This window comes from Streptomyces sp. NPDC024017 (assembly GCF_040638895.1).
Lineage (GTDB): Bacteria > Actinomycetota > Actinomycetes > Streptomycetales > Streptomycetaceae > Streptomyces.
On record NZ_JBEZYZ010000012.1, the window covers coordinates 31,255 to 49,563 of the forward strand.

Sequence of the window (18,309 nt, forward strand, 5' to 3'; positions counted from 1 at the left end):
GCGCGGATGTCGCTGAGGCGGACTTCGCTTGTGCGGAGGTCGCTTGCGGGGCGGTCAGGAACGGATCCACCAGGCGGCCGTCGAGCCGGAGAGCACTCCGGACGGGCAGGGGCCGCTGGCGAGCAGGGGGGAGCCGGGGACCGGCGCGGGTGTGGGGGCCGTGCCGAAGTTGACGGCGCACACCAGGTCGCCGCGTTCGAAGGCCAGGACGCCGGGCGAGGCATCCAGCCAGCGCATGGTGCCCTCTCCCAACTGGGGCAGAGCGGAGCGCAGTTGGAGGCCGTCGCGGTACAGGTGCCAGAAGGAGCGGGTGTCGGCGAGGGCGCGGTCGGTGGCGTACTCGGCGAAGTACTCCGGCTGCGGCAGCCACGGCTTGGCGCTCTCCACGCCGGGCGTGAAGCCGAACGGCGAGGCCTGGCCCGACCAGGGCAGGGGGACCCGGCAGCCGTCGCGGATGCGGGCGCGGCTGCCGGTGCGGCGGAAGATCGGGTCGGTGAGCACGTCGTCGGGCAGGTCCACGACCTCCGGCAGACCGAGCTCCTCGCCCTGGTAGATGTAGGCGGCGCCGGGCAGGGCCAGCATCAGCAGCGCGGCGGCGCGGGCGCGGGCGGCGCCGAGGCCGCTGCCCTCGGTGGCGGGTTCGCCGTAGCGGGTGACCGTGCGGACCTGGTCGTGGTTGTTGAGGACCCAGGTGACGGTCGAGCCGGTCCCGGCGATGTCCTGCATGGCCTCCGAGATGACCTTCTGGAAGGCGTCGGCGTCCCAGGAGGCGCTGAGCAGGTCGAAGAAGAAGGCCTGGTGCAGCTCGTCGGAGCGGACGTACTGCGCGTGCTCGCGGGCGGTCGGGACGGACACCTCGCCGACGAGGAGGCGTTCGCTGCCGTCGCGTTCGGTGTACTCCTCGCATATGGAGCGCCAGCGCCGCCACACGTCGTGCACCTCGGGCTGGTTCCAGGCGAGCGGGTTGACCGAGTCGCGGGTGCGGGCGTCGGCCTCGGGGTCGTCGGAGTCGGGCAGCTCCGGGTGCTTGTAGAGGCCGGCTGCGACGTCGATGCGGAAGCCGTCGATGCCCCGGTCCAGCCAGAAGCGCAGGACCCGGTCGAACTCGGTGCCGATCTCGGGGTTGCGCCAGTTCCAGTCGGGCTGCTCGGGCGCGAACATGTGCAGGTACCACTGGCCGGGCGTCCCGTCCGGCTCGGTCACCCGGCTCCAGGCGGGGCCGCCGAACATGGAGTGCCAGTTGTTGGGCGGCTCGGCGCCGTCCGGGCCGCGGCCGTCGGCGAAGTGGAAGCGGGCCCGGGCCGGGCTGCCGGGAGCCGCCGCGAGCGCCTCGCGGAACCAGGGGTGCTCGCTGGAGCAGTGGTTCGGGACGATGTCGAGCAGCACCTTGATGCCGAGCCGCCGCGCGGCCCCCACCAGCTGGTCGAACTCGTCGAGGTCTCCGAAGAGCGGGTCGACGTCGCAGTAGTCGGCCACGTCGTAGCCGTGGTCGTGCTGCGGCGAGGGATAGAAGGGGCTCAGCCAGATCCCGTCGACGCCGAGCTTCTTGAGGTACGGCAGTCCGGCCCGGACTCCGGCGAGATCGCCGATGCCGTCGCCGGTGCTGTCGAGGAAGCTGCGGACGTACACCTGATAGATCACTGCGTCACGCCACCAGTGGTGCCTGTTCAACCCATCGACCTGTCTCTGAGGAGGGCAGCGGTTATGCATGCATGTTAAGTAGGCGTGTCGAGAGGGTGTCAATGAAAAGGCAGAAGCTACCGAGCGGTTGAGGTGGTGGAATCGGGACATACTGGGGCAATGGTCAGCCAGATGAGATGTCCGCGTTACCTAACAAGTAAGTAGGGGAGGCTAGCGGCGCGAGATCAGCGCGAGCTCTCGCGCCAGACGCCGCACCGCCGCGGCGGGCGTCTGCTGCCCGGCCATCGCGTCGTGCACGACCGCCTGCACGACCAGGCTGACCTGGTCGTAGCGCGGGCTCTTGGGGCGCGGCTCGGCCGCGAGCACGCTCGTGCGCAGGGTGGGCAGGTACGGGAACCTGCGGATGAGCGCCGGGTCCTCGTAGAGATCGGCCCGTACGGGCGGCAGCGCGCCGCGGGTGAGGACCTGGCGCTGGACGCGCTCACTGGTGAGGTACGCGATCAGGCGGGCCGCCGAGTCGGGGTGCCGCGCGTGGGCGCTGACGGCCAGGTTGGAGCCGCCGAGGACGCTGGTGCCCGGCCCGTCGGGTCCGGGCAGGGGTACGGCGCCGACCTTCCCGGCGACCTTCGAACCGGGGGCGGAGGCGCCGACGTAGGCGTACGGCCAGTTTCGCAGGAAGAGCAGCCGGCCGTCCTGGAAGGCCTGTTTGGACTCCTCCTCCTTGTACGTCAGCGCTTCCCTCGGGATCCATCCCTCGCGCACTCCGCGCGCCAGGAACCCGATGCCCTCGCGGGCCGCCGCCGAGTCGACGGTGACGCGTTCGCCCTCGTCGCCGAGGATCGAGCCGCCCGCCGAGTAGACGGCCTCGGCCGCGTTCACGGTGAGGCCCTCGTAGGGCAGGAACTGTCCGGCGTAGCCGTCGAGGCCGTGCTTCGGGGCGATGGTCTTCGCGTACCGCTCCAGCTCCGCCCAGGTGCGCGGCGGCTCGACGCCCTCCTCGGCGAGGACGTCCTTGCGGTAGAGGAGCAGGCCGGCGTTGGTGACGTACGGGACGGCGTAGAGCTGCCCGTCGTAGGTCGCCGTGTCGACGACCGGCTGGAGGAAGGTCTTCAGGGGGAAGCGGTCCCGGGGCAGGGGCCTGATCCAGCCCGCCGCGGCGAACTCCGGGGTCCAGTTGACGTCGATGTTGAGCACGTCGAAGCGGCTGCGGTCGCCGTCGCGCAGGTCGGTGGCCATCTGGGCCTGGGTCTCGTCGGCCGAGTCCGGCAGTTCGACGAGGGTGACCTTCTCGCCGGGGTGGGTACGGTTCCAGCCCTCCAGCAGGGGCCCGAGGTAACCGGTGAGGTCTCCGGCGGTGGCCAGGGTGAGGGGGCCGCGGCCGCCCTCCGGGGGCTCGCCCGCCTGCGCTCCGGCGGCGACGTAGCCGGTCAGGACCACGACGAGAACGAGGAGGCCCCTACCCGCGGCATGGATCCACCGCATAGGTTCCTCCCTGTACACCGGCGCTGGGCACCCTTGCCCGGAATCAGAGGCCATGTATACCTGTTAGGTATGGGCGATACTAGGGCCTGGAGCACATTGGACCGGACAGGAGGACTGCACGCGTGCGCCTGCACCTCCTGGCACTCCTGGCCCGCGGACCAGCCCACGGCTACGAGCTCAAGCAGGACCTTGAGCAACTGCTGGGCTCCGCGTACCCTCAGCCGAATGTCGGCCAGATCTATGTGACCCTCGGCCGCCTCGAGAAGTCGGGACTGATCGAGGGCGAGGACGTGGCGCAGTCCAGCCGGCCCAACAAAAAGGTCTACCACCTCACCGACGCCGGGCGGGAGGCGCTGCGCGCCTGGTTCGAGGAGCCCGAGGACGAGCCGCGGGTACGGGACGACTTCTTCATGAAGCTGGCGCTCGCTCCCCAGACCGGTCTCGCGGAGCAGATCACCCTGATCAACCAGCAGCGGCGCCAGTATCTGAACACCATGCGGCAGCTGTCGAAGCTGGCCGCCGCCGAAGACCGCGACAACCGCATCGCCCACCTGCTGATCGAGGGTGCGATGCTGCACCTGCAGGCCGACCTCGACTGGCTGGAACGGTGCCAGGAAGAGCTGGAGGAGCTGGAGTGAGCGACGACCGTCCCGCTCCTGTGCTGCGCGCCGAGGGGCTGGTGAAGACACACCACGGCGAGGGCGCCCCGGCTCATGCCGTGCGCGGGGTGGACCTGTGCGTACGGCAGGGCGAGTTCGTGGCGATCACCGGCCCGTCCGGCGCCGGCAAGTCGACGCTGCTGCATCTCCTCGGCGGGCTCCAGCGGCCGGACGCGGGCCACCTCTGGCTCGACGGCGAGTCCACCGACACCTACAGCGAGGCGCGCTGGGCGGTGGAGCGCAGGAAGCGGATCGGGATCGTCTTCCAGTTCTTCAACCTCGTGTCGAACCTGTCCGTCGCCGACAACGTGGAGCTGCCCGCCCTGCTCGCCGGGACCCCGCCGAAGCGGGCGCGCGCCGAGCGCGAGGCGCTGCTGGCCGAGCTGGGCCTGACGGGCAAGGAGCGCAGCATGCCCGGCGAGCTGTCCGGCGGCGAGCAGCAGCGCGTCGCCCTGGCCCGGGCCCTGGTCAACCACCCGCCGCTGCTGCTGGCCGACGAGCCCGCGGGCAGCCTCGACAGCAAGGGCACCCGCGAGGTGATGCGGCTGCTGTCCCGCTTCCACCAGCGCGGTCAGACGATCGTGCTGGTCACGCACGACGCCCGGCTGGCGAGCGCCGCGGACCGGGTGATCAGCTTCTTCGACGGCCGGATCGCCGACGACGCGGAACTCGACGGCGGCACCACCCCGCCGCGCCGCTCCGGAATATCCGGTGTGCTGGAGCTCAGGGACTGACATGCGCGTCCACCACGACTGTCCGGACATGGGCGTCCGCGACGACCACGCGACCCGCGGCCCGAGGGGCTGAGGCCCGTGCGAGCCACCCTGCGCTGGGCCCACTCCGATCTGCGCACGCACCGCGGCGAGGCGCTGTTCCTCGTCCTCGCCACCGCGGGCATCGTCGCCTCCCTGCTGCTGGCCACGGCCCTGTTCGGCTACGCGACCAACCCCTGGCAGCGCGTCTTCACGCAGTCGCACGGCGCGCACGTGTGGCTGCACACCGCCACGGCGGCCGACACCGGGAAACTGGCCGGCCTGGACGGCGTCGACTCCGTCGCCGGCCCCTACCCCACCGCCTCCACCACCGTCTCCTCGCGCGGCAGCCGCGCCGCCGTCGAACTGCGCGGCACCCCGGAACGGCCCTCCGTCGGCCGCCCGCCGATCGTCTCCGGCCACTGGCTGGACCCCTCGGCCCCGAACGGCGTGGTCCTGGAGAGCCGCCTCGCCCGCGCTCTGCTGGCCGAGCCCGGTGACACCCTCACCGTGCCCGGCACCGCCCGCGAGCTGACCGTCGTGGGCCTCGCCGACAGCGCCGAGCCGCGCTACCGGCCCGGTGAGCAGCCGGGCCTGGTGTGGGCGCTGCCGTCGGCCGTGCCGGACCCCGGCGGCCAGGTGATCGGGCTACGGCTCACGGACCCGGGCGACACGTCCTACGTCGTCCAGCGCGCCGTGACGGTGCTGGGCTCCGGAGCGATCGGCGAGGTCTCGACCTGGCAGCAGGCGCAGGCCGAGGCGCAGGGCGACAACCGGCTCCTCGGCCAGGTGCTGGGGTTGTTCGGGCTGGGCGCGCTGGTCGCGGCCGGGCTCGCCGTGCACGGGGCGATCGGCACCCGCATCCGCGGCCACCTGCGCGACCTCTCCGTCCTGAAGGCCATCGGCTTCACCCCCGGTCAGGTGGTCCGGATCTTCCTGCTCCAGCACCTCGCCTACGCCCTGCTGGGCGCCGTGGCCGCAGCCGGTCTCGCCGAGGCCCTGGGCAGCCGGATCCCCGGGCGGCTCGGGGACGCGGTCGGCGTGTGGCAGGGGCTGCCCGGGCACACCGTGGCGCTGCTCGTGGTGCCGGTCGGCGCGGTGCTGTTCATCGGCGCCACCACCGGGCTGGCCGCCTGGCGGGCCGGACGCGTGCCGCCGGTGCCGGTACCGAGACCCGCCGCGACCTCGGGCGGCCGGCTGTCCGGCGTGGCGCGCCGGGCCCTCGGCATGCGGATTCCCCCCGCGCTGGTGCTGGGCTGGCACAAGGCGTTCACCCGCCGCCCCCGCTCGCTGGCCACCGTCGCCCGCCTCACACTGCCGCTGCTGCTGATCGTCGTCGCGATGAGCGCCTGGACCACCATCGACCGTTTCCACAGCGAGCCCGAGCAGATCGGCCTGCCCACCACGCTCAGCGTCCGCGCCGACGCCGGCCGGAGCGAAGAGCAGACCCGCACCCTGCTGGAACGCGACCCGCAGGTGACCGCCGCCTACCCGGGCGTCGAGACGGCAGCACTGGTCCCGGGCCAGACGGCGACCATCGCGCTGCGCGGCCTCGGCACCCACCAGGACCCCTACCCGTCCACCCTCGCCGAGGGCCGCCCCGCCCGCGGCGCCGACGAGGCCGTGGCCGGGCAGGGGCTGCTCGACCTGCTGGACGTGCGGGTCGGCGACTGGGTCCGGATGACCGTGGGCGACCAGCCGCAGATCCTGCACATCGTGGGCCGCAGCATCGAGCCGGAGAACGCGGGCCGGGTCATCTCCACGTCCCTCGACACCCTCCGCGCGAACGACCCGGGGCTCCGCCCGACCCTCTACGAACTCCGCCTGGACCCCGGCGCCGACCCGCGGGAGGTCGCCGACCGGCTCGCCACGGCCGGGCGCGGCCACCTGGACGTGCACACGGTGACCAACCCGGCGGACGGGCTCTCCCCCCTCCGCGCGGTCGTGGCCGGACTGATCGCCGTCCTCGCCCTCATCGGGCTCATCGAACTGCTGACCGCGATCGGCGGCACCGTGCGCGAGAGCGAACGGGACCTGCTGGCCCTGAAGGCCATCGGCCTGTCCCCCCGGCAGATCACGGCGATCACCGTCACGGCCACCGGCCTCACGGCCCTGACGGCCGTCCTCGCCGCCACCGCGCTGGGCCTCCCGCTCGCCCACTGGCTGATCGACGCCCAGGGCCGGTCCAGCGGCATCGGCGCGGGAATCGCCCAGGGCCCGTCCGCGATCCTGATGGTGCCGCTCGGGGCGGCGGCGGTCCTGTGCGCCGCCGCGCTGGCCGCCGTCCCCGCGGCCCGGGCGGCCCGGCGGCGCCTCGCGGACACGCTGAGCGCGGTGGCCTGAGCCCGGCGGCCTCGCCGGTCAGCCGCCGTACGGGGCGTGCGGGTGGTACGGCGGCTGCGGGTGGGGTGCGTACGGAGCTTGCGGGTGGTACGGCGGCTGCGGGTGCGGGGCGTACGGGTGCTGCCCGCCCGGCGCGTAGGGATGGCCGTACGGGTTCCCCTGCGGCGGCAGGTACGGCGCTCCCGCCGGAGGCATCGGCGGGACCGGGCCCGGGACGGGTGCGGGCGTCGCTGCGAACGTCGCCGGATGTGCCTTCAGCCGGATCCCGTACCGCCGCTTCAACCGCCCCATCTCCAGCAGCGCGATGGCGGTGACCGTCACCGGCGCGCCCAGGATGAAGACGATGCCGAGGGTGAGGCTGAGACCGTGCAGATCGCCGGTGACGAGGTCCGGGATGGCCATCAGCCAGCTGGTCACCACGGCGAGCAGCGGCGGCAGGCAGCGGTGCACGGCGGCCGTGCCGAAGAAGTTGCCGGAGACCCGCACCGCTCCGTAGGCCGTGAAGATGAGCATCCACATCATGGTCAGGCCGACCGTCAGGATCATCACCATGCTGCCGGCCGCGTTCGTCGTCCGCACCAGCAGCAGCAGCGCCGCGACACAGCCGACGAACAGCAGCAGCAGCTTGAGGGAGTTGAGGAGCGGCACCCGCAACTGCCGCACGGTGCCGCCGCGCCGCCAGACCCAGAGCATCGCACCGACCGTCAGCGGCGTGAGGAAGAGCAGGACGACGGAGGCCGTCATCGCGTTCTCCAGCAGTTCCGTGAAGTCGAAGCCGCCCTCGATGAAGGTGAAGACCCCGAGCGATGCGACCGCCCCGGCGATGACGCGGAACCTCTTGAGCCGCTCCACCGACGGATCGAGCGGCTGCGGAATCCACGCGGGGTGGAACACCGCCCGCGCCGCGTCCTGGGGTTTGAGCAGGGACCGGACCGTCAGCGTGCCACCGGTCCAACTTCCGCGTGTGCGTGCCACTTCGCGCTCCCCCGAGCACTCGCCGTGATGATCGTCGGGGAGTCTACGGGAAGCGGACGGCGCACTGCCGCCCGCCTTCCCGTCCGGCGCTCGTCACTGCCGGCCGCGCAGCTCCCGGTACGTGGCGACCAGGGCCTTGGTGGAGGCGTCCAGGCCCTCGACCTCGGCGCCCTCGGTCAGCGCGGGCTCGACGCGCTTGGCGAGGACCTTGCCGAGCTCCACGCCCCACTGGTCGAAGGAGTCGATGTTCCACACCGCGCCCTGCACGAACACCTTGTGCTCGTAGAGGGCGACCAGCTGGCCGAGGACGGACGGCGTCAGCTCGGGCGCGAGGATCGTGGTCGTCGGGTGGTTGCCCTGGAAGGTCTTGTGCGGCACCAGTTCCTGGGGCACGCCCTCGGCCCGCACCTCCTCGGGCGTCTTGCCGAAGGCGAGCGCCTGCGTCTGGGCGAAGAAGTTGGCCATCAGCAGGTCGTGCTGGGCCTTCAGTTCCTCGCTCAGCTCGCCGACCGGCCGGGCGAAGCCGATGAAGTCCGCCGGGATCAGCTTCGTGCCCTGGTGGATGAGCTGGTAGTAGGCGTGCTGCCCGTTGGTGCCGGGCGTGCCCCACACCACCGGCCCGGTCTGCCACTCCACCTCGCGCCCGTCCCGGCCGACGTACTTGCCGTTGGACTCCATGTCGAGCTGCTGGAGGTAGGCGGTGAACTTGGACAAGTAGTGGCTGTAGGGCAGGACGGCGTGCGACTGGGCGTCGTGGAAGTTGCCGTACCAGATGCCCAGCAGGCCCAGCAGCAACGGCACGTTGGACTCGGCGGGCGCGGTCCGGAAGTGCTCGTCGACGATGCGGAACCCGTCGAGCATCTCCCGGAAGCGCTCCGGGCCGATCGCGATCATCAGGGCCAGGCCGATCGCGGAGTCGTAGGAGTAGCGGCCGCCGACCCAGTCCCAGAACTCGAACATGTTGGCCGTGTCGATGCCGAACTCGGCGACCTTCTCGGCGTTCGTCGACAGCGCGACGAAGTGCTTGGCGACGGCGGCCTCGTCAGCGAGGGTGTCCAGCAGCCAGGAGCGCGCGGACGTGGCGTTGGTGACCGTCTCGATGGTGGTGAAGGTCTTGGAGGCGATGACGAACAGCGTCTCCGCCGGGTCCAGGTCCCGTACCGCCTCGTGCAGGTCGGCGCCGTCCACGTTCGACACGAAACGCACCGTCAGCGAGCGGTCCGTGAAGGCCCGCAGCACCTCGTACGCCATCGCGGGGCCGAGGTCGGAGCCGCCGATGCCGACGTTGACGACGTTCCGAATCCGCTTGCCGGTGTGGCCGGTCCACTCGCCCGAACGCACCCGGTTCGCGAAGTCCGCCATCTTGTCGAGCACGGCGTGCACATCCGGCACCACGTTCTCACCGTCGACCTCGATCACCGCGTCCCGCGGGGCGCGCAGCGCGGTGTGCAGCACGGCCCGGTCCTCGGTGGTGTTGATCTTCTCGCCGCGGAACATGGCGTCCCGGAGCCCGAAGACGTCGGTGGCGGCGGCCAGTTCGCGCAGCAGCCGCAGGGTGTCGTCGGTGACGAGGTGCTTGGAGTAGTCGACGTACAGGTCACCGACCCGGAGGGTGTACGCGGTGCCGCGGCCGGAGTCGGCGGCGAACAGCTCGCGCAGCTCGACTCCGCCCAGCTCCTCGCGGTGCTTGGCCAGTGCCGTCCACTCGGGCGTCTGGTTGAGCCTGGTACGGCCGTCTGCGTTCATCTGGGACTTCAGCCTTCTTTCCTGTCCTGCCTGCGTACCTTGCCCCGCTGCCGGTCCCAACCTAATTGATCAGCGCGTGGCATCGGCTGTCGTGGCGCCGTCCTCCGGCTCGACAACAGATACGTTCATCTTGAGCACGGGTATCAGCGCGATGACGGCGAGGACGAAGAAGGCGGCCGTCAGCAGGGGCGGGGTGTTCGGCCCCCAGGCGGCGGCGACGGCTCCGCCCAGCAGCGCGCCGAGGGGTACTCCGGCGAAGGCCAGGGTGCGGAAGGCCGAGCTGACCCGGCCCAGGAGCCCGGCGGGGCTGCGCTCCTGCATGAGGGTCGTCGTGTTGACGTTCCACACCATGCCGAGGAGCCCGAAGACGGCCAGAGCACCCACCAGCACGGCCAGGCTGCGTACGGTGCCCATGACGACGAGGAGCGCCGTCTGCACCGAGCCGGCGAGCAGCACCGACCGCAGCCGGCCGAGCCGCGCCACCAGCCGGCCGTTCACCACTCCCCCGGCCAGGCTGCCCAGGGTGAAGGCGGCGCCCGCCGCCGCGTATCCGGCGGGGCCGGCTCGGAGCCAGTCGGTGACGAGGACGACCAGCATGGCGAGTTGGGTGCCCATGCCGATGTTGCACAGGGCCGTGGCGGCGCACAGGGCGCGCAGGGCACGGTCGCGCCACAGGGTCCGCAGCCCCTCCGCGATCTCCCGGCGCAGCGTGCTGCCCGCAGGTCTCGGCTTCCGGTCGGGCCCGGCATTCGGCAGGGAGGCGATCAGCGCGGCGGCGACGAGGAAGGTCACGGCGTCGGCCGCGAACGGCACGGCCGTCCCGGCTGCCAGCAGCAGCGGCACGACGGGGCCGCCGAGCAGCCCTCCGGCGATGCGCTGGCCCGTCATCAGCCGGGCGTTGGCGCTGCCGAGCGCGTCCCGGTCGACCAGGGTGGGCAGCAGCGCCGTGGCGGCGTTGTCGAAGAGGGTCTGGAGGGTGGTGAGGGCGACGGCCAGCACGATGAGCAGGCCGATCGAGGCGTGTCCGAGCGCGACGGCCACCGCGAAGGCGGCGACCAGCAGCCCGCGTAATGCGTCCACCGTCCACATGGCCCGCCGTTGGTCCACCCGGTCGGCGACGGCCCCGCCGAGCAGGCCGAAGACGATGAGCAGTGGATCGTCGGTCAGCGTGACGGCCAGCAGGGGCAGCGCGGCCGTCCGCAGCGCGTCGCCGAAGCTGGACAGCACGGCGGCGCTCCACAGCCGCCCGAAGCCCCCGCGCCACGCGGGCGCGCGCACTTCCCCCGCCTCGACCGTCGCCACCGCTCCCCCTCATGGTTCGTCCGATGCACAAACCGTAGAGGGGACCACTGACAATCGGTCGGCGGCGAAGGCGGGAAGGCAGTTCCGGCCGGGCACCTGCTGGTGCCCGGCCGGTCTCGACTTCTAGATCTCGCCCCGCAGTTTGGCGAGCGCCTCGGCGAGGATCGCCTCGCCGTCCGCGTCGCTGCGCCGCTCCCGCACATACGCCAGGTGCGTCTTGTAGGGCTCGGTGCGCGGCGGGTCCGGCGGGTTGTCCCGGTCCTGGCCGGCCGGAAATCCGCAGCGGGGACAGTCCCAGGTATCGGGCACCTGCGCGTCGCTGGCGAAGCTCGGCTGGGTCTCGTGTCCGTTGGAGCACCAGAAGGAGATGCGCAGCCGCGGCGCGGACTCGCCGCGCTCGGCCTCGCCCATCGGCCCCGCCCCGACCCGGCTTCCCCGGATCGCGTTGCCACTTGCCACGGTCGTAACTCCCTGCGTGATGGTGCCGCGAAGCGAGTCGGCGTTCCGCTTCGCTGCGAGCGCCTCAGTCTACGTAAGGCCCAACGCGCGTCCAGTGATTGGAGTTACAACCCTCACACCTAGACGCAAGCCCCATGATAGGCCGCGCTCAGCTGCGCGTACCGAACATGGGGCCTTACGTACGAGTTCCGTGCGGATTGCGGCTCGGTCAGTTGTTCACCTTCATCAGGATGCCGAGCACGACAATGCACGCGAACCACAGCAGACCGATCACGACGGTGATCCGGTCGAGGTTGCGCTCGGCGACCGAGGAGCCGCCGACGGAGGACTGCATGCCGCCGCCGAACATGTCGGAGAGGCCGCCGCCCTTCCCCTTGTGCATCAGCACCAGCAGCATCAGCAGCAGGCTGAAGACGATCAGGGCGATCGAGAACCCCAAAACCACGGCTGGACCAACTTCCTCGGATTCGGATGGACGACGCGGGGCCCAGCACAGCGCTGGACCCCGCAAGGGTACGACGGATCGCCGCTACCGCATACTCACTGGTCGCGGAAGCGCACGATCTTGACGAACTCGTCGGCGTCCAGGGAGGCGCCCCCGACCAGCGCGCCGTCGATGTCGGCCTGGGCCATGATCTCCGCGACGTTGCCCGCCTTGACCGAGCCGCCGTACTGGATGCGGATCTTGTCGGCCAGGTCCTGCGAGTACAGCTCGGCGATCTTGCCGCGGATCGCCGCGCAGACCTCCTGGGCGTCCTCGGCGCCGCAGACCTTGCCGGTGCCGATGGCCCAGACGGGCTCGTAGGCGATCACGACGGTCTCGGCCTGCTCGGCGGGGAGGTCCTTCAGACCGCCCTCGACCTGGGCGAGGGTGTGGGAGACGTGGTTGCCCGCCTCGCGGACCTCCAGCTCCTCGCCGACACACAGGATCGGGGTCAGGCCGTGCTTGTAGGCGGCCTTGACCTTGGCGTTCACCAGCTCGTCGGTCTCCGCGTGGTACTGGCGGCGCTCGCTGTGGCCGATGGCGACATACGTGCACTTCAGCTTGGCCAGCATGGGGCCGGAGATCTCGCCGGTGAAGGCACCGCTGTCGTGCGCCGAGATGTCCTGGGCGCCGTACTTGATCTTGAGCTTGTCGCCGTCGACCAGAGTCTGCACGGAGCGCAGGTCGGTGAAGGGCGGCAGGACGGCGACCTCGACGGCCTCGTAGTCCTTGTCGGCCAGGGCGAAGGCGAGCTTCTGGACGTGGGCGATGGCCTCGAGGTGGTTGAGGTTCATCTTCCAGTTGCCCGCCATCAGCGGCGTGCGCGTGCTCATTAAGGTCAGTCCTCCAGTGCGGCGAGGCCGGGGAGCGTCTTGCCCTCGAGGTATTCGAGGGAGGCGCCGCCACCGGTCGAGATGTGGCCGAATGCGTTCTCGTCGAAGCCCAGGATGCGGACGGCCGCGGCGGAGTCGCCACCACCGACCACCGTGAAGGCCTGGGAGTCGAGGAGAGCCTGGGCGACCGCCTTGGTGCCCTCGGCGAAATCGGGGTGCTCGAAGACGCCCATGGGGCCGTTCCAGAAGACGGTGGCGGCGTCGACGATCTTCGAGGCGTACAGCTTGCGGGATTCGGGGCCGATGTCCAGTCCCATCTGGCCGACCGGCATGGCGTCCGCGGCGACCGTGCTGGGCTGGGCCGGGGCCTTGGTCTTGAGGTCCGGGAACTCCGGCGCGACCACGACGTCCACGGGCAGGACCAGCTCGACGCCGTGCTTCTCGGCCCGCGCGATGTACTCCTGGACGACCGGAAGCTGGTCCTCCTGGACCAGGGACGAGCCGATCTCGTGGCCCTTGGCCTTGAGGAAGGTGAAGACCATGCCGCCGCCGATGAGCAGGCGGTCGGCCTTGCCGAGCAGCTGGTCGATGACGGCGAGCTTGTCGGACACCTTGGCGCCGCCCAGGACGACGGCGTAGGGCCGCTTGACGTCGTCGGTGAGCTTCCTCAGGACGCCGACCTCGGTTGCGATGAGGTAGCCGGCGTAGTGCGGCAGGCGGGCCGGCAGGTCGAAGACCGAGGCGTGCTTACGGTGCACCGCGCCGAAGCCGTCGCCGACATAGACGTCCGCGAGGGCGGCGAGCTGGTCGGCGAACGCGCCGCGCTCGGCGTCGTCCTTGCTCGTCTCACCGGCGTTGAAGCGCAGGTTCTCGACGACCGCGACCTGGCCGTCGGCGAGGCCGTCGACGGTGGCCCGGGCGGAATCGCCGACCGTGTCGGTCGCGAAGGCCACGTCCGACCCGAGGAGCTCACCGAGGCGCGCGGCGGCCGGGGCGAGGGAGAAGGCCGGGTCCGGGGCGCCCTTGGGGCGGCCCAGGTGGGAGGCGACGACGACCCGGGCGCCCGCGTCGGCGAGGGCCTTGACCGTGGGCAGCACGGCGCGGATGCGGCCGTCGTCGGTGATGCGCGTGCCGTCCAGCGGCACGTTCAGATCGGCGCGGACGAAGACCCGCTTGCCCGCGACCCCTTCGGTGAGGAGTTCGTCGATCGTCTTCATGAGGGGACTCCTGAAAGAGCTCGTGATCGCTCGTAAGCGCTCGTGATCGAACAGCTCTGATCTGTACGTGAGTCAGGGCTCGGACGGCGCGTCCTCGCGCCGCCCGAGCCCTGCTCTCACATGGACGTGCCTGCTCGGTTGATCAGAGCTGGTTGCCGACGAAGACCGTAAGGTCCACGAGGCGGTTGGAGTAGCCCCACTCGTTGTCGTACCAGCCGATGACCTTCACGCTCTTGCCCTCCTGGACCATGGTCAGGGAGGAGTCGAAGGTGCAGGACGCCGGGGCGTTCACGATGTCGGAGGAGACGATCGGGTCCTCGGTGTACTCGAGGATGCCCTTCAGCTCGCCCTCCGCGGCCTTCTGGAAGGCGGCGTTGACCTCTTCCTTGGTGACCTCGCGCCCGAGCTCCAGCACCAGGTCGGTGACCGAGCCGGTCGGGACCGGGACGCGCATCGCGATGCCGTCCAGCTTGCCCTTGAGCTGCGGCAGGACCAGCGCGGTGGCCTTGGCGGCACCCGTGGTGGTCGGAATGATGTTCTCGGCGGCGGCACGCGCGCGACGCAGGTCCTTGTGCGGGAAGTCCAGGATGCGCTGGTCGTTGGTGTACGCGTGCACCGTCGTCATCAGGCCCTTGACGATGCCGAAGTTCTCGTCGAGGACCTTCGCCATCGGCGCCACACAGTTGGTGGTGCAGGAGGCGTTGGAGATGACGTGGTGGTTCGCCGGGTCGTACTTGTCCTGGTTGACGCCCATCACGATGGTGACGTCCTCGTCCTTGGCCGGAGCCGAGATGAGGACCTTCTTCGCGCCACCGGCGATGTGCTTCTCGGCGTCGGCCTTCTTGGTGAAGATGCCGGTCGACTCGATGACGATGTCGACGCCCAGCTCGCCCCACGGGATGTCGGCGGGGTTGCGCTCGGCGAGAACCTTGATGGTCCTGCCGTCGACAGTGATCGTGTCGGCGGTGTGCGTGACCTCCTGCTTGAGGCGGCCCAGGATGGTGTCGTACTTCAGCAGGTGCGCGGTGGTCGCGGTGTCACCCAGGTCGTTGACAGCCACGATCTCGATGTCTGCACCCTGCTCCAGCAGCGCGCGGAAGTAGTTGCGACCGATACGACCGAAGCCGTTGATGCCTACGCGGATCGTCACGAACCGATCTCCTCGTTGGTACGCCGGCCATGCGGTGCCGGCGAGCTCTGTTTGGGATGTCCCCGACCGCCTACGACCCTACCTCTCTGAAGCCGCGGTGGTGACATCCAGATGCCTCATACACGGCAGGGCGGTCCGTACCCGTCAGTAGGGGTACGGACCGCCCACCGCCGAGTGCAAGATCACTCGATTTCGCTACGGGGCGGGTTCCCTGTTGACCAGGGATGTCACCCGTCCAGGGAAGCGAGCGCCTTCCTCATCAGCGCCGCCCGGTCGGCCGCTGCGGTGACGTGCTCCAGGCCGAAGCCCAGCAGCACGGTGTCGTCCGTGGTGACCGCGCCGTACGTCTGGAACAGGGCGCCGGTGCGTGCCCAGTCCTTCAGGACGGCCGGGCTGCCCTCGGGCGGTCCGGCGACCTTCCAGGCGCCGAGCGAGGTCTCGAAGCCCTCGGTCTCCTTCGGCGTGCCGCCGACGACGAGCGAGGCGTCGTCGGCGAGGACGCCGTGCCCGCCGCTGCCGGGATCGGTGACGTAGCTGATCGAGACCTCGACCGTCTTGCCCGCGTAGGCGCTCAGGTCGAAGTTCACCTGCTGCCAGCCGCCGGAGGCGCCCGTGAGGCTGTTCCACGTGCCGGTGGTGCCGGTCGCGGTGCAGCCGTCGGCCGCCACGGTCAGGTAGTGCTTCAGCCACGGGTGCTCGTTGACGTAGAATCCGCCCTGGCACTCCGTCGGCACGGCGGTCCTGGTGGCGCCGCCGAGCTCAGGGAGGGTGGTCCAGTCGTCGGCGCCCGTGGTGTGGGCCTCGACGACGGCGTGGTCGTAGCCGGCCTCCGTGTCCCACAGCAGCTGGGTGCGCAGGGTGGGCTTCTCGGAGGCGGTGATGCCGGTGAGGTCCACGGTGCGGGTGAGGCGCTTGTAGGCGTCGTCGGTGTGGACGGCGGCGGCCATCGAGGAGCCCGCGAACGGCCCGTACGGGTTGACCGTGCCGGCGAACTGTCCGGCCCCCTTGCTCGCGAACTGCGGGAACTCGTCGGTCCCCAGTTCGTCGGAGGTGACGCTGTAGGTGCCGGCCTTGTCCAGCGGGTTGCCGGGGGCGGCGCCCAGCGGGCTCGTGATGCCGCCCAGCTCGCCGGAGCCGGTGAAGCCGGTGGCCCCGGGGGTGGCGGTGCGGGTGTAGGCGCCCAGGTAGTACTGGCCGAAGTCGTTCGACAGCGTGCCGCCGCCGAGGTCGACGTTGCCGCCTGCCTGCTCACCGGCCTCGATGAGCCGGCCGCCCTCGTTGAGGAAGGCCCGCAGCTGGAGCTGGGTGGCGACACCCGGGACGCTCGCGCCCGTGTAGTGGACGACGGTGTCGAAGTGGCTCAGCACGCCCAGCGCGTCCGGCGCGCCCTGCTTGGTCACGTCCCAGACGATCGCCTTGCGGCCGCTCGCCTTGAGCGCGTCCACGTACGTCTGCGCCTGCGTGGCGGCCGCACCCTCCTCGGCGACGACGAGGGTGTTCGCCCGGGGCCGCTCGGCGACGGTGTAGGTGAAGCGCTCGCTGGAGACCTTCTTGCCGTTCTTCGCCTCGCCGGTGAACCACACCTCGACCTTGTCGCCCGGCTCGCCGTCCTTGACCTTCGCCCGGTACTCGTCGAAGTAGAGGTTGTCCTCACCGCCGTAGGGCTCGCCGCCCTTCCAGGGCTTGAGCGCCATGTCCTCGGTGCGGCCGCCGTTGACGCGGTACTTGAGTTCCTTGTCGCGCACCGACTTGCGTACGACGACGGAGACCTCCTGGTCGGCGCCGCGGGAGTACGAGGTGGTGAACGCGGCCGGGGTGAAGTCGGCGGCGCTCAGGCCGACCGACGAGGACGGCCGGTCGGGGTGGGCGGCGGACTCGGCGACGGAGAGCGCGAACGGGACGTTCTTGGCGAACTCCTGCTGGATCAGCTTCTCGTCGTCCGGGAAGGTGAAGACCGACTGGCAGTCGGCCGCCTTCCACGCGTCGTTCGGGTCGAGGTCGGAGACGGTCTGGCAGGTCGACATCTCGGGGGTGAACATCGCCAGCCCGTTGACGTTCGCCGCGTGGCCGTCCGCCTCGCCGTTGGTGGTGTACAGCTCGGAGGAGAGCTGCGGGTGGTAGCCGGGGATCGCGGAGTTGTCGGGCGTACCGGCGAGCGCCTCGTACAGGACGTCGTCCGGGGTGTGCGTGGCCACCTGCCAGCCGACTCCGTAGAGGATGAGTTCGGCGGCGGAGTGGTAGTTGATGCCGTAGGTGAAGCCGATCCGCTTCTGGAAGGCGTCCAGGGCCTGGGTCTCCGGTTCGGAGTTCGGGCCCGCGCCGCGGTAGGTCTGGCTGGTGGGGTTGGGGGACGAACCCTCGTCGTCGTAGCCCCACTTGTAGGCGAAGTTGCGGTTGAGGTCGACGCCGTCACCGGTGGTGATGGTGCCGTCGCCGTTGACGTCCCGCAGGTTCTTGCGCCACTGCCGGTTGGCGGGGTCCGCGAAAGTGAAGTCGTAGCCGTCGGGGTTGGCCGACAGCAGGAACCACAGTTCGGTGGAGTCGACGAGCTTCTTGACGCGCCGGTCCTTCTTGTAGTTGTCCAGGTAATGGTGCATCAGGCGCCGGGTCATCTCCGGCGTGATCCACTCGCGCGCGTGCTGGTTGGACATGTAGAGGACGGAGGGCTTGGAGCCGTCCTTCGTCTTCTTCGCGCCCTTGGTGAGCTTCAGCGCGAGGATGTCCTGGCCCTTGATGGTCTTGCCGATGGAGACGACCTTGGTGAGGTCCGGGTTCTCCTGTGCGGTGCGCAGGAGTTCCTCCCGCAGGCCGCCCTTGCCGCTGTACGGGCGGAACACGCCCTCGGCGGCTTCCTCGACGCGGGCCTCGGCCCGGGTGGAGAGCTCGTGCTCGGTGAGGTCGAGGCCCTGCTTCTCCAGCTTCTTCGCCTGCTGGTCCGTCAGGTAGACCTCGACGGTCGCGGTGCCCTTCTCGGGCACCCGCTCACTCAGTTCGTGGCCGTCCTGGCCGGCCGCCAGCAGCAGGGGTACCTGCTTCTGGGTGACATCGGTGCGGAAGACCTTGACTTCGTCCGGGTCGGACGGGGTCGAACCACCCGGTTCTGCCTGGGCAATGGGTGCGAAGCTCGCTCCGCCGATCAGGAGCGCGCCGACAGCGAGGATCGATCTCGCTCTTCGTCTCATGAACCCCCCTAGCGTGGGTCCGCCACAGCAGCGAACAGATGCCAGGCTCATGACAGACCATGATCGAGTCAAGGGTGCCTCAGC

The 18,309-nt window shown here is 70.7% G+C and carries 14 protein-coding genes; 3 read left to right on the plus strand and 11 right to left on the minus strand.

The features are described from left to right. Positions 1-54: 54 nt before the first annotated feature. Positions 55-1,710 (minus strand): glycoside hydrolase family 13 protein, encoded by a 1,656-nt coding sequence (locus AB0G20_RS29435; RefSeq protein WP_361307530.1) that lies wholly within the window; start codon positions 1,708-1,710, stop codon positions 55-57. Positions 1,711-1,851: 141 nt separating this feature from the next. Next, complete coding sequence (locus AB0G20_RS29440; protein WP_361307532.1) at positions 1,852-3,123, minus strand: ABC transporter substrate-binding protein; 1,272 nt, start codon at positions 3,121-3,123, stop codon at positions 1,852-1,854. A gap of 122 nt (positions 3,124-3,245) precedes the next feature. Here AB0G20_RS29440 and AB0G20_RS29445 point away from each other — a divergent pair, with 122 nt between their 5' ends. The 3 genes from AB0G20_RS29445 (at position 3,246) to AB0G20_RS29455 (ending at position 6,877) form a co-directional block, all read left to right on the plus strand. Beyond that, the gene (locus AB0G20_RS29445; protein WP_361307534.1) at positions 3,246-3,761 is read left to right on the plus strand and encodes a PadR family transcriptional regulator; all 516 of its coding nucleotides are present in this window, start codon (positions 3,246-3,248) and stop codon (positions 3,759-3,761) included. Then, entirely contained in the window at positions 3,758-4,516 is a 759-nt protein-coding gene (locus tag AB0G20_RS29450) for an ABC transporter ATP-binding protein (protein ID WP_361307536.1), read from the plus strand. The genes AB0G20_RS29445 and AB0G20_RS29450 overlap by 4 nt, the downstream gene beginning before the upstream one ends. Positions 4,517-4,594: 78 nt before the next feature. After that, positions 4,595-6,877 (plus strand): FtsX-like permease family protein, encoded by a 2,283-nt coding sequence (locus AB0G20_RS29455; RefSeq protein ID WP_361307538.1) that lies wholly within the window; start codon positions 4,595-4,597, stop codon positions 6,875-6,877. Between the two features lie 18 nt (positions 6,878-6,895). Here the strand turns inward: AB0G20_RS29455 and AB0G20_RS29460 are convergent, their stop codons facing one another. The 9 genes from AB0G20_RS29460 to AB0G20_RS29500 all read right to left on the minus strand — a co-directional run bounded on the left by AB0G20_RS29460 (position 6,896) and on the right by AB0G20_RS29500 (position 18,225). After that, a complete protein-coding gene (locus AB0G20_RS29460) occupies positions 6,896-7,852 on the minus strand; it encodes a hypothetical protein (RefSeq protein ID WP_361307539.1) in 957 nt (318 codons plus the stop codon). A gap of 93 nt (positions 7,853-7,945) precedes the next feature. Continuing rightward, positions 7,946-9,598 carry a glucose-6-phosphate isomerase gene (gene pgi, locus AB0G20_RS29465; RefSeq protein WP_361307541.1) on the minus strand — a complete coding sequence of 551 codons (1,653 nt, stop codon included), beginning with the start codon at positions 9,596-9,598 and terminating at the stop codon, positions 7,946-7,948. A 69-nt stretch (positions 9,599-9,667) separates the two neighbouring features. Continuing rightward, positions 9,668-10,900: an MFS transporter gene (locus tag AB0G20_RS29470; protein ID WP_361307543.1), complete on the minus strand. Its 1,233-nt coding sequence runs from the start codon at positions 10,898-10,900 to the stop codon at positions 9,668-9,670. A gap of 123 nt (positions 10,901-11,023) precedes the next feature. After that, positions 11,024-11,359 (minus strand): RNA polymerase-binding protein RbpA, encoded by a 336-nt coding sequence (locus AB0G20_RS29475; protein WP_003957010.1) that lies wholly within the window; start codon positions 11,357-11,359, stop codon positions 11,024-11,026. A gap of 208 nt (positions 11,360-11,567) precedes the next feature. Further along, positions 11,568-11,804 carry a preprotein translocase subunit SecG gene (gene secG, locus AB0G20_RS29480; protein ID WP_094052663.1) on the minus strand — a complete coding sequence of 79 codons (237 nt, stop codon included), beginning with the start codon at positions 11,802-11,804 and terminating at the stop codon, positions 11,568-11,570. A gap of 95 nt (positions 11,805-11,899) precedes the next feature. Further along, on the minus strand, positions 11,900-12,676 hold the full coding sequence (tpiA, locus tag AB0G20_RS29485; protein WP_030852764.1) for a triose-phosphate isomerase: 777 nt from the start codon (positions 12,674-12,676) through the stop codon (positions 11,900-11,902). Between the two features lie 5 nt (positions 12,677-12,681). Then, positions 12,682-13,893, minus strand: coding sequence for a phosphoglycerate kinase (locus AB0G20_RS29490; RefSeq protein ID WP_361307546.1), 1,212 nt, complete (start codon positions 13,891-13,893; stop codon positions 12,682-12,684). A 142-nt stretch (positions 13,894-14,035) separates the two neighbouring features. Next, positions 14,036-15,043 (minus strand): type I glyceraldehyde-3-phosphate dehydrogenase, encoded by a 1,008-nt coding sequence (gene gap, locus AB0G20_RS29495; protein ID WP_361307548.1) that lies wholly within the window; start codon positions 15,041-15,043, stop codon positions 14,036-14,038. Positions 15,044-15,270: 227 nt separating this feature from the next. Continuing rightward, entirely contained in the window at positions 15,271-18,225 is a 2,955-nt protein-coding gene (locus AB0G20_RS29500) for a M14 family zinc carboxypeptidase (RefSeq protein WP_361307550.1), read from the minus strand. Positions 18,226-18,309 lie beyond the last annotated feature (84 nt).